Genomic DNA, 14,356 nt, shown 5'->3' with positions numbered 1-14,356 from the left:
ACAACCCAAAAGCCCCCTCTATTCATCTAGTTAGAGGGGGCTTTTCGGTATTAAATTTACTGCTCATTACAAGCGCACCAGTTCCTCCACCTTCACCGGCTGACCTGTACGCATAGAACGGTTGGCGGCGATGCCTGTTAAAATGGACCATGCACCGTCGATATGTGAGGCCGCACGATGAAACCGATCCTCTGCCGGCTTATCAAAAATATCACGCAGCATAACTGGATCTCCTCCGCCATGCCCCCCCTGGCCTTCCTCCACTTCGACCTCATAAGGTGCTGCAAAGTGGGGATAGATGGTGATGGTCTTCTCTTTTAGTGCACCCTCATCTGCCTTGCTGCCGCCGGAATTAACATAGGATTGCTCGGATACCCGAACCTCCATCCGTCCCTTTGTGCCGTTAAATACGATGATAAAGCCCTCCCAAGGCATGTAAGCATTCAGTGAATAGTTCATCACCGTCTTGTTCTGATACTTCACCATGACACTCAGCGTATCTTCAATGCTGATATTGTCGCCAAATACGCTTTGATCCCGCACATAGCCATCCTCATGCTCAGCATCCAGATACATGCTTTTTAGATGTTCGTTACGGTCCAGATGTAGCGCAAAGGGGTCATTTTCCGCTGCCTTGCTGCCGTAAGCCCGTTGATAAAACTCCGTCACGCCACGCTGCTCCGCATTTTCCCGTCCGTAAAATTTCAGATCCCCCATCGCATACACCGTCTCCGGTTTTGAGCCAAGCCAGAAGTTCATCAGATCAAAATGATGCGTCGACTTGTGCACCAGCAAACCGCCGCTATTGCGCTTGTCCCGGTGCCACCGACGGAAATAATCGGCGCCATGCTGTGTATTCAGCAGCCATTCGAAATTGACCGACAGCACCTCTCCGAGCGTCCCGTCCATGATCAGCTCACGGATTTTCGTATTATGTGGCGCATAGCGGTAGTTAAAGGTGACGCGCAGTTTCCGTCCCGTGCGGTCTATGGCATCCAAAATGTCTTGGCATTTATCTTCATCCACCGTCATCGGCTTCTCGGAAATGACATCACAGCCCAGCTCCATCGCCCGGATAATATACCGATGATGCACCCGGTCAATGGTCGTGACAATGACGATATCTGGCTTCGTCTCCGCGATCATCCGATCAAACTCGTGAGCTTTATAGGTCGGAATCGGCTCATGCTCGTATTTCTCCTGCAACAGCCGATTGGCATAATCCATTCTCGTCTGATTGACGTCACAGAACGCGATCAGCTCCGAGGTATCTTTGAAAACGGTAACAACTTCACCGTAAAAAAATTCGGCTCTTCCTCCGGTACCCACAAGTGCATATTTGATTTTAGGCAATTGGTTCACACCCTTTACATGAATTGCTTTTATTTTATAGTATAAGAAAGAGCGAAATCTTCGCTTTTATTATGATTTTTCCCGTAAAGTGTACATATATTATCCTTATGCATTTTTTATTAAAGGAGACTATCGATATGATCGCTACACCCCGTTTTGCCATCGAGCAAGCACTGCGGAAGGTGCCATTCAGCATGTCTGCCGACCATGTCCACCAAGCGCACGAAATCTATTATTTGCTGGCAGGAGAGCGCTACTACTACATTAATCAGCGGGTATACGCGCTCCAGAAGGGCGATCTGATTTGGATCAGCAAACATGATTTTCACCGTACGAGTAACAAGGGTAGTGGTAGCCATGAACGGATTTTGATTAACTTTGATGAAGAATTTGCAGCCTCGTCAATGAATGTCTCTCCCTCCAGCGATCAGAACCAGCTTCTTCTGCCAGAAAAAAGCTTTCTGCTTCGCCCCTCCGCGGAAGAACAATGCGAGCTGGAGCATCTATTCCGGCAAATGCTAGATGAATACCACCAAGAACATGCCTACCGCCAACTATATCTCCAAAGCTTGCTACTCCAGCTCCTTATCCGCATCCGGCGCATACAATCGGCCACTGCCGATACCATTGCACCGGAACGTAGCGAAAAGCAGCAGCGCGTGTACTCGGTCATTGCATACCTGCATGCTCATTATGACGAGAGCCTGTCGCTAGATCAGCTGGCTGAGCATTTTTATATTAGCAGCACGTATTTGTGCCGTATTTTCAAGCAGACAACAGGTTTTACTTTAGTAGAATATCTTCAGGATGTGCGGGTGCAGCAGGCTCGTGCGTATTTGAGAGAAACGAGCTGGAAAGTAACCTCCATTGCTGAAAAAACGGGCTTTGACAGCATTGCTCACTTTGGTCGTGTATTCAAGCATCTTACCGGGCACACCCCGCTACAGTACCGAAAAAAATACAAAAAGGAGTAGAGGAATGCCCCTACTCCTTAACTCCCATCAAGGTGATGCCTTCAATAATTTGCTTTTAGACAATGATGAAGATTTCGATTTAAGATATTTTTTGTAGCTTGGTAAGCGAATAGGTGCGGCCACCATCTGAAGTATAAAAATAATTGAATGGACTTAAGAACTCGCAAACCTGGAATGTATCCAAATTAATAACGATGTAATTAGGACCATACGAAAAATCGGCTTCCCCTGTTCCAAAGGTTCTCGGAGTTTGAAGACCCGAAGGATCGGTGTAATCCATAATATGGGTTACATCTCCTTTTACATTACGATAATAGCTGTTACTATACAGCCATGACCCCTTATTGATTTCAATCAGTAATGCATTTGGAGCAGAATAGGGTGCACTACTGGAGAACGACCCCAAATATACGCCCTTTACTTCAGCTACTGAAATGCTCATATCTCTAGCGGAATACCCATTTGGGGTATACCAAGTTTCGTGGTTTTCCCAATTGAGTCCCGTTAAGATATTATCTCCGTTGCTGCGGATCGTTGAAAGATCATAATACAATACGACTCTGGAAAGGTCAGCTGTACAATTGATAATGGCAGAGGCACCCGATGGATTGGAAGCATTCCACATCAATTTATAGCTGCCTTTTTCTTCACCTGTCGCAGAACCAATTACAATCGCATATTTACCTGCCGGGATATTAATGTATGCTTGACCTCCGTTTGCTTTAACACCCCATCCAGTAGAACTGCCTAACGAGCCGTTGGCATTGACATTGTACAGAATAGCCAACAGATTTGGATTGCTGGAATCCAGCTTTAGGAATGATAGCTGCTTTGCAGTGAGAGAAACCGCGTAGCTATCAAATGAATCACTGAGAGTGCCATCTCCTACAAATACAGGTTCAGAGATACCCCATGCGCTTTGCGGTTTAACGGTTCTGCTCTGGGTTGAATCTGTGGAAATCTTTTTCGCTTCGTCCGGAGATATTTCATCTAGATTTTCAAATTTTTGAGTATCCATTGCAGAATACGGTATCGAGGACATGGATTGAATTTCTGCCTTCTTCGTCTCTTCCTTAGCCGCTTGCGACGTTGTTTCACTTGCCGCGAAAGAGGGAACTACTGAAACACTGTACATGAGCAGTATTGCCAAAATAAAACTAACACTTTTTCTGACAAATTTCATAATGTACTCCTTTCACGATTGAGATACTTATTTTCAAAAAATTAGTAAGCTTCGTTCTAGGAAGTCATGTACATGATCATCTCTAAGATGCATAACGTAAAAGTCTATATCACTCGCATTCTCCTTTCGTAGTTTTGAATATGAGTCAATCGTTTCTTCTGTTGTGTCTAGATTATTAAATAGTACAGAAGAAATTTCAATGGACTGGCGTAGATAGTATGTTGATGTCGTAAACAGCATGAAATACGAGTAAATTTCCGTCCGGACAACTAAAAGAGGGTGTCGCAAACCAGCTGTAAATTAGCTGTTTCGCGGCACCCTTCATTAATTTGGGCATGCCTTTCTGATGATAGGACTGATTACGCCAAGGGTATCAGTACGACGCTACATTTCGTTCAAAAGACTTCAAGAAAGCATACTGTATTTATAATATTCACTGCAATACATCATCTGAATATACCTCAAGCAGGTTAGTAATATAATTCCTGCTCACAGGGAGATTGGTAATCTCATGACCATTAAAAATATCGACGGAATATGGATAAGTTATTTTTACTCTGTAGATTTTAGATTTTGCAATTACATACGACCTATGTATCTGGATAAAATTTTCACAGCCTAATAACTGCATCACTTTGTTTAAGGTTCCTCTAAGATAGATTTCCTCTTTTGTTGTATGATAGATTATCGTATGATTATTCACTTCCACAAAAACTATATCACTTTGACGAACACTATTTATGGTGGACTCTGCTATGATAGTGAACACTCGCTCCGGTTTTTTTTGCTTCACTACTCTATCCAAAAATAGCGAAAGTCGCTTCTCGTCAATAGGTTTTTTCAAGAAGCCCATTGCTTCCACTAAATATCCGTCAATAGCACGAGCAGAATCAACGGTAACAAAAATGATAGGTACCCGATTGCCCATTTTTCGGATATGCTTTGCTGTAGTCATCCCATCAATATCTTCTTCACTACTTAGCGAAATATCGAGCAAAACTACGTCTATATCTATGTGAGCATTAAGATATTGAATTAATTTCTGGGACGAATAAAAATCAGCACATTGCAGCTCTATATTTTTATTTAAAGCCCACCGAGATATAGACGCTTTTAACGCATCGCGCCAATAACATTCGTCTTCACAAATTACGACCTTCACGGCATACCACTTCCTTCATTTGTACAGTTAAGATACAAGTGTTGAAAATTTATGGTCGGTGGCTACAGCCTGCGGCGCTTTACCGAATTGCTTGATATGTGATTCTATGACGGGGACGGGCAATTCATCTTCAGACGGGTTTCCTTCATAATACGGCGTAGCACGAGACGACTTATTTGGAATCTTTTTTCCCTCGACAACAACAACTTCTACATGGGCGACTCGAATTCCTTGCTTGTTTTTAAGGCGAAACTCTGACTTTTTAAGGGGTAACTAATCAGAACCTGGAAAACAATTTTTAACAAAAGCTTAACAGACCCAGAAGCTGGGGGCCAATGAAAAGGCAGCCCCACAGCGCTTGATGCTTTTTCTGCATCTTGTCACCTTCCTCCCCGGTCACGGCCCATCCCGTGCCTACTTGACAGCCTTGGATATGATCTGATTCAACTTTTCAATGGTTGCCGCAGCATCCTGCTTGCCCAGGAACATCAGGTCGATGGTTTCCGTGATATCCGAGTTCAACCCCGGCACCTGAGCATCATAGGCCAGTGCAGATCCATGAGCATGCCCTATGTTACATCCCTCAGTCAAATAGCTTGAATGCTCAATTGTCGCCTTTTTCTTAATGCTCTCATCTGCCGCAGCAAGTGTACCCATGGCATTCCCGCCTTCAACTAGCCGCGCCTCCTGCCCCTTCACAGAGACGTAGAATGCTGCCAGCTTCATGGCCTCTTGCACATGCGGACTATTTTTGTTTACAGCTACATAGGCAACCGGAATGGCGACGGGCTCATTCTTACCGGTATTGGATGGCCAGTAGATATAATCGAAGTCGAGGCTTTTATTTTGACTAAACAAGGGCTCCAGCCATCTTCCCGCCGCCAGCATGCCGACTTGATTGGACACGAACATCGCGTCAGCCCCTTGCCCTTTGGGAAGCGAGCCGAGATATACCGCATTTCCCTTTTTCACCATATCGTACATAAAACTGAAGGCTTCCTTGCCCTTTTCATTGTGGTCCAGCACATATTTGCCTTGTTCATCAAAGATCTGACCGCCATTCGACCACACCCATGAATACCAGTGAGCCCACCAGTTTTCCGCAATATAACCCTGCTTTCCAGCTGCCTTCAGCTTGGATGTAACCTCCTCAAAAGCATCCCAGTTCCACTTGCCTTCGTCATAGTATTCTTGCGGCGTCTTCACGCCTGCTTCCTTAAATACCTTTTTGTTGTAATACATGACCATCGGGTTGGAGTCGGGAGTGACCCCATAGATTTCCCCGTCACGCTTTGCCGGTCCCCACAATCCTTCCGGAAAATCCTCAGCCTTCACATCACTCGCATCACTATTTAAAAACTCACCCAAAGGCTGCACCTGCTTCGCCCCGATCAAACGCGCAATCGTCGGTTCATACGCATAAAACACATCCGGTCCGCGACTTTCCTGAAGCTGTGTCAGCAGCTTTTGCTCATATTGGTCTCCCGGCACAGGCACCAGCTTAACCTCGATATATGGGTTTTCCTTTTCAAATGCATCCAGCGCCCGCTGATACACCTTCACCTCCGCAGGATTACCCCAAGCCAGCATCGTAAGCCGCACTTTTTGCCCGTCTGTGTTCTTTATTTTGGGAGAGGTACTGCATGCCGCTGCAAGCAAAAACAGAACGCTGAGGAAAAATCCAATCTTTATCCAGCTCATGTAATTGTCCACCTTAACCGCCTCCTGTAGCTTCACTTGGTTGTATGTCTTCTTTTTTTGAAACGCTTACAAAACTTTCCCTATCATCATATGTAGGAGGGCGAGACACGATATCCCCATTTTCATTTCTATATAAAATTTATTGTTCTCGACGAGATCTGCATATCAATGTTGCTGTAAAACGAACAAGGCAGCCTTTGAAGCAAGGCTGCCTTGAATATGCTAATAAGCTACAAAGCGGACAACGATCCCTCAGGTTGCTCCGCTCTGACAAGCAAAGCTGCTTGGGCAGCGGCAATGCGGGCAAATGGCACCCGGTACGGTGAGCAACTGACATAGTCCAGTCCGCTGCGGTGACAAAAGAGAATAGACTCACTATCCCCGCCATGCTCGCCGCAGATACCTGTCTCCAGAAAAGGCTTTTTTGCCCTGCCTTTGACAACAGCCCATTCGATCAGCTTGCCTACGCCATCCTGATCCAACACCTGAAAAGGGTTCGTTTCCAGTATGTTTTTTTCCATATAGGAGCCGAGGAATTTACCTTCAGCATCATCTCGACTGTAACCAAAGGTCATTTGCGTCAGATCATTGGTTCCAAAGGAGAAAAAATCCGCGTACTGGGCCACGCTATCTGCCAGCAGGGCTGCTCTTGGAACCTCAATCATGGTGCCCACCCGATACTTGAACCACTTAAATTCCTCGCTAAGCACCTGAACGGCTACCTTATCAACCAGTTCCCTCATTTGCTTGAGTTCATTGGAGTGACCGACCAGCGGAATCATAATCCCCGGTCTCACATCCACGCCCCTGCGTAGTGCCGCTTCCGCGGCCTTAAAGATCGCTTCAATCTGCATGTCGTATATCTCTGGAAACAGAATGCCCAGCCGAACACCGCGCAGACCCAGCATAGGGTTAATTTCCCGTAGTTCATGAACCTTGGAGATAGTGCTTTTAAGACGCTGGAGCTCCTCCGCATGGCCGCCGGAAAGCACAAGCTCCCGATGTCGCTCCTGAAGCTGTTCCAGATTCGGCAGGAACTCATGTAACGGCGGGTCCAGCAGGCGAATCGTCATCGGTAAACCGTCCATCGCACTGAACATAGCCTCAAAGTCAAATTGTTGCATTTGGAGCAGACGATTCAAATGAAGAATCCGCTCCTCCTGATCATCGGCCAAAATCATCGCCTGAACGATAGGTAGACGATTGCCAGAGAAAAACATATGCTCCGTCCGACATAGCCCGATGCCTTCGGCTCCAAATTCACGGGCTTTGACTGCGTCGAGTGGCGTATCCGCATTAGTGTAGACCTTTAACGTCCGAATGCCGTCCGCAATCTCCAGCAGCTTCAGTAACTCCGGTGTAATAACCGGCTCATTGAGCGACAGACTGCCTTGGTACACCTGTCCGGTGGTCGAATCGAGTGAAATATCCTCCCCTTCCTGAAAGGTCAGGGTACCGATACTGACGCTCCGACTGCTCAGATCAATGCTCAGCGCGTCACAGCCGCAAATGCAGGGTTTACCCATGCCCCTTGCAACCACAGCAGCATGGCTGGTCATCCCACCTCGACTCGTCAGCACCCCTTCGGCGGCAATGATTCCGTGAACATCATCGGGTGAGGTCTCCACACTGACCAGGATGACTTTTTGCCCATCCTTCGTCCAGTTCACTGCCGTATCCGCGTCGAATACAATACGCCCACTCGCTGCGCCAGGCGAGGCTGGCAAACCTTGGGTAATTGCCTCCAGCGGTGTGGAAGTATCAATGGAGCGATGCAGCAGCTGGTCCATGTGGGACGGTTCGATCCGCTGGATAGCCTCCTCTTTGCTGATAATCCCTTCCTCCACCAGATCCACAGCTATTTTTACAGCCGCCTGCGCCGTTCTTTTGCCGCTGCGCGTCTGTAGCAGATACAAATTGCCTTTTTCAATCGTAAATTCGATATCCTGCATATCCCGGTAATGACACTCCAGCAATGAGGCCAGCTCTTCCAGACGATCATAGACTAGCGGCAGCTCTTCCAAAAGTTGTGGAATAGGGTTAGGCGTTCTTATTCCTGCCACGACGTCCTCTCCCTGAGCATTTACCATATACTCACCGTACAGTTCCTTCACACCTGTGGAGGGATTGCGAGTGAAGAGCACTCCGGTTCCGCTATCGTTGCCGAGATTGCCAAACACCATGGCCTGAATGCTCACTGCTGTTCCTTGTTCATCTGGAATGCCGAAAGCCTTCCGGTAAACCTTGGCACGCATATTGTTCCAACTGCGGAATACAGCCTCCACCGCCAGTTGCAGTTGCTGATACACATCCTGTGGAAACGGCTGTCCACTCCGCTCTGCGACAAGATCTTTATAATTTGCGATCAGTTCCTTCCATTCTCCTGCGCTAACCTCTTGGTCACTGACACGCCCGTTGGTTTGCTTGCTCTGCTCCTGAAGCTGATTAAAATGGATGGAGTCTATCCCTAGCACGACCTCGCCGAACATTTGAATAAATCTGCGGTAACAGTCATAGGCGAAGGTTTCATTTCTCGACTGTTCTGCCAATCCACGCACGGTTTCATCATTCAGACCCAGATTCAGAATCGTATCCATCATACCGGGCATTGAGGTTACCGAGCCTGAACGGACAGATACCAGCAAAGGCCGCTCCGTATCTCCGAATATAGCCGACTGCGCTTCCTCAATGTCGTGCAGGGCGATTACGATCTCCCCCAATAAGCCCTCCGGAAGCTTGCCGCCTGAAGCAAAGTAGGCTCGGCACGCCTCGGTGGTCACCGTGAAGCCGGGAGGGATCGGGAGACCCAGTGTCGTCATTTCCGCGAGATTAGCGCCTTTTCCTCCTAGTAGCGCTTTCATCCCCAACTTACCTTCGTTAAATGAGTACACTCTTTTCAGCATTAAATTCATTCCCTCCACTTATCGAGATACATGCCTGAATTAATCTATATGTCTATTTAAAGTTGTAACACAAATCAGGAGGAAATTTCAATATATATGACGTAATATATACCTATAACATTCATTTATGATGTTTTAATTAATGAATAAACTTATTTATAAAACACTTTAATTCGGAATTAGACGTATATCGGGATAGAATGACACGACTTAAAAAAACAAAAAGGACATCTGTCTAGACGTCCCTTTGCTCAGCTCAGATTTTATTTTTCTACATCTCTGTTAGCATCTTTTCAAAAATATTATAGCCGTTCGTTTCGCCTATATACGTATAACCGCATTGTGTGTAAAACTCGCTAAGCTTGTCATTTCCCGCAATACAGTCTAAACGGATTCGATCCTTGCCTGTGAAGTGGATGCCTTGTCCAATCCATTGCATCAGCTCACGGCCTAGCCCTTTCCCAGTGCTATCGCGATCCACAACCAAACGATGCAGATATACTGAGGTTCCTCCTTCAGAATCCGTTTCGTCTAGTCCCCACAACTTACGGTCCCATGCACTGGGCTGCTGCTGCAAGATCACTGCGCCTGCCAGGCTATGATCCTCTGATGCTCGGAAAATAACCACTTCTCCGCGTGCAATAGCACCGCCCAAGTTGTGATCATCTTTTCCTTTAAGTAAGTTGCCCCATTGCGTGGAGCCTTTGCTGTGCAGCCATCTGGCCGTCTTTAAAATTAACTCCTGAACCTCAGCCTGATCTTCAGTGCTTGCCTGAAAAGCCATTAATTCTGGTGTGACGGATGATTTGACAATAGTCATTGATGTCATGCTGCACCTCAACTCTCAAATTTTCCTTATGTATAAAATATAGCATAAAAAATGAGCGTCTAAATCTACAAAATCATCCTCTTCATTACCTCTATAATATAAATACGGCTATACTCTTATCGATCATTTATGGTGAAAAATGTAACCTTTCTAATCATTTCAACCGATGATATCCGTATGAGAAAAGATGGAAAGGTTGTGAATGAGGTGCCAAGCCGTAATCCATATCTCCTCAAAAAGATATTTGGCATAAACAAAGAACGTATACTCATCTTCGCGCTGCTGCTGATCCCGGCTATCGCTGCCTTTATTGGAACACGGCCTATGCCTGCACAGTATATTTTGCAAGGAGAAATGCATCCGGTCAAAGATCTTGGCGTTCAGGGAAGCGTGTTTTTTGCGTCTGTTCAAACGGGTATTGCTAACAATCTCCTGGAGCGTTGGAATGTATATTCCAGTGAAAATGTATCCGGGGGAGCGATTACATTTGAACCCCTTGCCCCTGATGAAGTGGACTCTTATTTGAAGGACCTCACAGAGACGGACACGCTAAAATATTCTGCCATGCAAGCCGTACATGCAGCGACGGAATTAAGCGTAGACAGCGACACAGCTGAGGCTACGGCGACGTTCTCGAAACTTAGCAAATTGGAGGATGCTCGCTATGCGGAGCTATTGACTCATTTGCAGGATCTTTCGGGAAATTCCTTGGGTCTGATGACAGGCATCGGACTGTATGAGGAAGCCAATAACATCGACTTTTCAGATGGCGGACGTCACAAAATCGCAGGCTCTGGCACGATGGAAGAATACGGAGATGTCGGATCGGTCGGTGGACTGGAGCAAAAGCTGCTGGGAGCCGAGGCTGCAAAGGTTGATCTATTTTTCGTACCGGCAGATTATGAATGGTACGGTGAGGAAGGCAACGAAGCAGAAGCTGCCCGAGTCCAAAAGGAGCATGGACTCAAGCTACGCATTATCCCCGTAGAAACACTGGAGGATGCTATCGTGTATTTGAAGCAACTAGACTGGGAGGAAGTACATCTTGAATGATTCAGATTCCAAAGCATTCCCGTCCAAGACAGCTGGCAGTGTACATCAAGCCTTACTAGCAGTGGGCACTATGGGCGAATTTCTCATCCTTATTTTTACGTTAGTGTATATTTACGCAAATGATTTTTATTACGATCATCTATACGAGCTGGAGCAAAAATTTACGGTTTTTAGCTTTGTTCTGTACTACATGTGTTTTGTAACCTATCTGATCTGGCTAGTTCAAGTACATAAAGCCATCCGGCAAAAGCATTCCGATTATCCGATTCGTACCGTGGGAGCCATTGCTCGCATGATTCCTTTTATTAACTTGTGGGGATTCTCCAATACATTCGCCCATATTTATAGGTACTTTGCGCTCCACCCCGAATTGGAGCGCAAAGCCCGTTATATTCAAAAGATGATTGTTCCGCTATATTTTGTCTGGTTTGGTGAAGGGATTATTAACCGGATTCTTATCTTACATTTTTCCCATATGGAGTCGATGTCCATGTTGCTGGGAGCTATCATGCAAACCACCAGAATGGCCTTCTTTTACTGCATGACACGGGTCATTCACAATAGTCTGGTCATGCTGAATAAAAAAGATGAAGAAGGATTGCATTAAAAAAACGAGCTGGCCTTCACGGTCAGCTCGTTTCAATTTCCGGTAAAGTGCGTTACTCCATAAACAATATTTAATTCGTCTGTGCAGCAGGTACAATTCGGTATAATCCTGAAGTCTCGCCAGCCGCGGGACGTAATTCCTGGATGAACCAGCCTAACGACAGCACTCCCTCCAGCCGATCATACTCAGCCTTCGTCAGTTCGGATGTAACAGCTTCGCTTCCTTCCTCCAGTGACAGCTCAGGCTCCCGCCCGAACGCAACGGCAATCCACGAACGGATGCCCCGGATCGTATTGTACTTGATCTGATATCCGTCCGTTACCGCGCTGACAAACACCTCCGGCTCTTTGGACGCCAGTCCGGTGACAAGCTCTGTATAATCAAAATCGGATGGTCCGTCCGTTGGCAGCTCATTTTGCTGCACCCGACGGATTAATTCGTCTTGGGACCAGCCTAAAGAGCGTAATGATTCCAGCAAGAGTGCGTCCCATTGGGAAATACGTACTCTTTTCGTCAATTCAGTCATCGTTTTTTACCTCCGTTGGGTCATGCACATCGTACAACCGCTCTTAACCCTAACGGTTAACCGGGTATGCTACATAATGGCCGGGACTGATTTCTCTCAGCTCGGTTGCATTGTTGTTATCCTTGTCCCATACTAATGAGCCGTCTGGTTGGGCCAAGCCCCCCTCCAGTCCCTCCCGCTCTCCGACTGCTCTCGGATCAGGCACAGGGATGGAGGACAGCAGCGCCTGCGTATAAGGGTGAGCGGGCTGCTCATACAACTCATCTGCATCAGCTACTTCTACCAGTCGCCCATGGTACATCACACCGATTCGGTCTGAAATATGCCGCACCATCGACAAGTCATGGGCGATGAACAGGTACGTCAGCCCGAACTCCTGCTGGAGATCCTCCAGCGTGTTAATGACCTGCGCCTGGATGGACACATCCAGTGCCGAAATCGGCTCGTCACAGACGATGAACTCGGGGTTCACGGAGAGAGCACGAGCGATGGAAATCCGCTGGCGCTGCCCGCCGCTGAACTCGTGCGAGTAGCGATACAGATGCTCCCGCTTCAGCCCTACCTTTTCAAGCAAAGCCACTACAGCATCCTTACGCTCACTCCCCTGATGCAATCTGTGAATATCCATCGGCTCACCGATCAGGTCAAGCACGTTCATACCCTGATTAAGAGAGGAATATGGGTCCTGAAAAATGCTCTGAATGCGCCGACGCAGCGGCTTGAGCTGTTTGTCGTTCAGCTTGGAAATATCCTGACCGTCAAAGCGTACCGTACCTTCTGTATAATCGTATAACCGTGTTAGACAGCGTCCAACTGTTGATTTCCCACTACCTGACTCACCGACCAGTCCGAACGTCTCACCACGCTTGATTTGAAAGCTCACGCCATCCACCGCCTTGAGCACCTCAGAGCTACGCCCTAACAAATCCTTTGCGGTCACAAAATGCTTCTTAAGCTGGTGTACCTCTACCAAGGGCTGATGCTCATCCAATACATCGTTTGCTTCACTCACCGTTATTCCCCCCTTCCGCTTGCCCCGCTTCGGGCATCTCGTAGACTCCAGCAGGCACTGCGTCCGGCTCGTTCAACCAGCAGGCTGCTCGCTGATCCGGGCGCAGCTCCACCATCGGCGGCCGCTCCACACAGCGGGCAAACGCATGCGGGCACCGTTCCATGAACGGACAGCCCGATGGCGGGTTCAGCAGGTCTGGCGGCGTGCCCTCAATCGGCACCAGCCGCTCGCGGAAGCCGTTCGTGCGCTGGGGCACAGAACGCAGCAGGCCCTGCGTATACGGGTGGCCCGGACGATAAAAGATATCGTCCACGCGCCCCTCCTCCATCACCATACCGCCGTACATGACGATGACACGGCTACACACCTGGGCGACGACGCCCAGGTCATGGGTGATCAGAGCAATCGACATGTCGGATTGCTGCTTCAGCGTCTTGAGCAGCTCCAAGATTTGCGCCTGAATCGTCACGTCCAGCGCTGTAGTCGGCTCATCTGCAATCAGCAGCTCCGGGCTGCACGAGAGCGCCATGGCAATCATCACCCGCTGGCGCATCCCGCCACTGAATTGATGCGGGTATTGGTTCATTCGGCGCTCCGGCTCGGTAATGCCTACTTGTCGCAGCAGTTCTACAGCTGCTTGCGTAGCCGCTTCCTTGCTCAGTCCTCGATGTCTGCGGATCACCTCAACCAGGTGATAGCCAACCTTTTTGACCGGATTCAGTGAGGTCATCGGGTCCTGAAAGACCATCGCAATCTGGTTTCCGCGTATTTTGCGCCATTGCTTTTCCGTCAGAGCGGTCAGACTTTGTCCCCGATAACGGATATCGCCGCTCAGCCGCTTGCCCGGCGGGGCGATCATCGACATGATCGCTTTCGCTGTAACACTTTTGCCGCTGCCGGATTCTCCTACGATTCCTACCGTTTCTCCAGCATCAATATGAAAACTAACCCCTCGAACTGCCTGATTTTCCCCTTCACGAGTGAAAAAGGAGACTTCCAGCTGTTCGACGGACAGTAGATGTTCTGTCATTGTGTTTTCGCTCCTTCCTGTCG

The 14,356-nt window shown here is 47.8% G+C and carries 12 protein-coding genes; 3 read left to right on the top strand and 9 right to left on the bottom strand.

All coding sequences use genetic code 11. From position 1 onward, the window contains the following. Positions 1-66 precede the first annotated feature (66 nt). Entirely contained in the window at positions 67-1,353 is a 1,287-nt protein-coding gene (locus ACUUJN_RS01485) for a Gfo/Idh/MocA family protein (protein WP_075153566.1), read from the bottom strand. Between the two features lie 137 nt (positions 1,354-1,490). On the opposite strand from ACUUJN_RS01485, the gene ACUUJN_RS01480 reads away from it, so the two are divergent. Then, complete coding sequence (locus ACUUJN_RS01480) at positions 1,491-2,327, top strand: helix-turn-helix transcriptional regulator (protein WP_068938343.1); 837 nt, start codon at positions 1,491-1,493, stop codon at positions 2,325-2,327. Between the two features lie 79 nt (positions 2,328-2,406). On the opposite strand, the gene ACUUJN_RS01475 is transcribed toward ACUUJN_RS01480, so the two are convergent. The 5 genes from ACUUJN_RS01475 to ACUUJN_RS01455 form a co-directional block, all read right to left on the bottom strand. After that, the gene (locus tag ACUUJN_RS01475) at positions 2,407-3,510 is read right to left on the bottom strand and encodes a hypothetical protein (protein ID WP_023986585.1); all 1,104 of its coding nucleotides are present in this window, start codon (positions 3,508-3,510) and stop codon (positions 2,407-2,409) included. 433 nt (positions 3,511-3,943) lie between these two features. Next, a complete protein-coding gene (locus ACUUJN_RS01470; RefSeq protein WP_023986584.1) occupies positions 3,944-4,672 on the bottom strand; it encodes a LytR/AlgR family response regulator transcription factor in 729 nt (242 codons plus the stop codon). 414 nt (positions 4,673-5,086) lie between these two features. Continuing rightward, positions 5,087-6,385, bottom strand: coding sequence for an ABC transporter substrate-binding protein (locus ACUUJN_RS01465; RefSeq protein ID WP_103744747.1), 1,299 nt, complete (start codon positions 6,383-6,385; stop codon positions 5,087-5,089). Positions 6,386-6,603: 218 nt separating this feature from the next. Beyond that, the gene (gene ppdK, locus ACUUJN_RS01460; RefSeq protein ID WP_053324425.1) at positions 6,604-9,276 is read right to left on the bottom strand and encodes a pyruvate, phosphate dikinase; all 2,673 of its coding nucleotides are present in this window, start codon (positions 9,274-9,276) and stop codon (positions 6,604-6,606) included. 271 nt (positions 9,277-9,547) lie between these two features. Continuing rightward, entirely contained in the window at positions 9,548-10,105 is a 558-nt protein-coding gene (locus ACUUJN_RS01455) for a GNAT family N-acetyltransferase (RefSeq protein ID WP_484669192.1), read from the bottom strand. A 177-nt stretch (positions 10,106-10,282) separates the two neighbouring features. Here ACUUJN_RS01455 and ACUUJN_RS01450 point away from each other — a divergent pair, with 177 nt between their 5' ends. Next, the gene (locus ACUUJN_RS01450; protein ID WP_256026486.1) at positions 10,283-11,158 is read left to right on the top strand and encodes a hypothetical protein; all 876 of its coding nucleotides are present in this window, start codon (positions 10,283-10,285) and stop codon (positions 11,156-11,158) included. Continuing rightward, complete coding sequence (locus tag ACUUJN_RS01445; RefSeq protein ID WP_069080541.1) at positions 11,151-11,765, top strand: hypothetical protein; 615 nt, start codon at positions 11,151-11,153, stop codon at positions 11,763-11,765. The genes ACUUJN_RS01450 and ACUUJN_RS01445 overlap by 8 nt, the downstream gene beginning before the upstream one ends. A 70-nt stretch (positions 11,766-11,835) precedes the next feature. Here the strand turns inward: ACUUJN_RS01445 and ACUUJN_RS01440 are convergent, their stop codons facing one another. The 3 genes from ACUUJN_RS01440 to ACUUJN_RS01430 are packed head-to-tail and all read right to left on the bottom strand — an operon-like array spanning position 11,836 to position 14,333. Beyond that, the gene (locus tag ACUUJN_RS01440; RefSeq protein WP_076265107.1) at positions 11,836-12,291 is read right to left on the bottom strand and encodes a hypothetical protein; all 456 of its coding nucleotides are present in this window, start codon (positions 12,289-12,291) and stop codon (positions 11,836-11,838) included. Positions 12,292-12,340: 49 nt separating this feature from the next. Continuing rightward, complete coding sequence (locus tag ACUUJN_RS01435) at positions 12,341-13,303, bottom strand: ABC transporter ATP-binding protein (RefSeq protein ID WP_484669191.1); 963 nt, start codon at positions 13,301-13,303, stop codon at positions 12,341-12,343. Then, a complete protein-coding gene (locus ACUUJN_RS01430; RefSeq protein WP_071559474.1) occupies positions 13,296-14,333 on the bottom strand; it encodes an ABC transporter ATP-binding protein in 1,038 nt (345 codons plus the stop codon). Before ACUUJN_RS01430 ends, ACUUJN_RS01435 begins: the two co-directional genes overlap by 8 nt. Positions 14,334-14,356: the final 23 nt, after the last annotated feature.

The organism is Paenibacillus sp. LRG-1 (assembly GCF_057220305.1).
This window is presented reverse-complemented; position numbering and strand designations above follow the sequence as displayed.

Coding starts and splice junctions, on each gene's coding strand:
- ppdK (WP_053324425.1), bottom strand. CDS start 9,276: ATGCTGAAAAGAGTGTACTCATTTAACGAAGGTAAGTTGGGGATGAAA.
- ACUUJN_RS01430 (WP_071559474.1), bottom strand. CDS start 14,333: ATGACAGAACATCTACTGTCCGTCGAACAGCTGGAAGTCTCCTTTTTC.
- ACUUJN_RS01440 (WP_076265107.1), bottom strand. CDS start 12,291: ATGACTGAATTGACGAAAAGAGTACGTATTTCCCAATGGGACGCACTC.
- ACUUJN_RS01480 (WP_068938343.1), top strand. CDS start 1,491: ATGATCGCTACACCCCGTTTTGCCATCGAGCAAGCACTGCGGAAGGTG.
- ACUUJN_RS01475 (WP_023986585.1), bottom strand. CDS start 3,510: ATGAAATTTGTCAGAAAAAGTGTTAGTTTTATTTTGGCAATACTGCTC.
- ACUUJN_RS01455 (WP_484669192.1), bottom strand. CDS start 10,105: ATGACATCAATGACTATTGTCAAATCATCCGTCACACCAGAATTAATG.
- ACUUJN_RS01450 (WP_256026486.1), top strand. CDS start 10,283: ATGAGAAAAGATGGAAAGGTTGTGAATGAGGTGCCAAGCCGTAATCCA.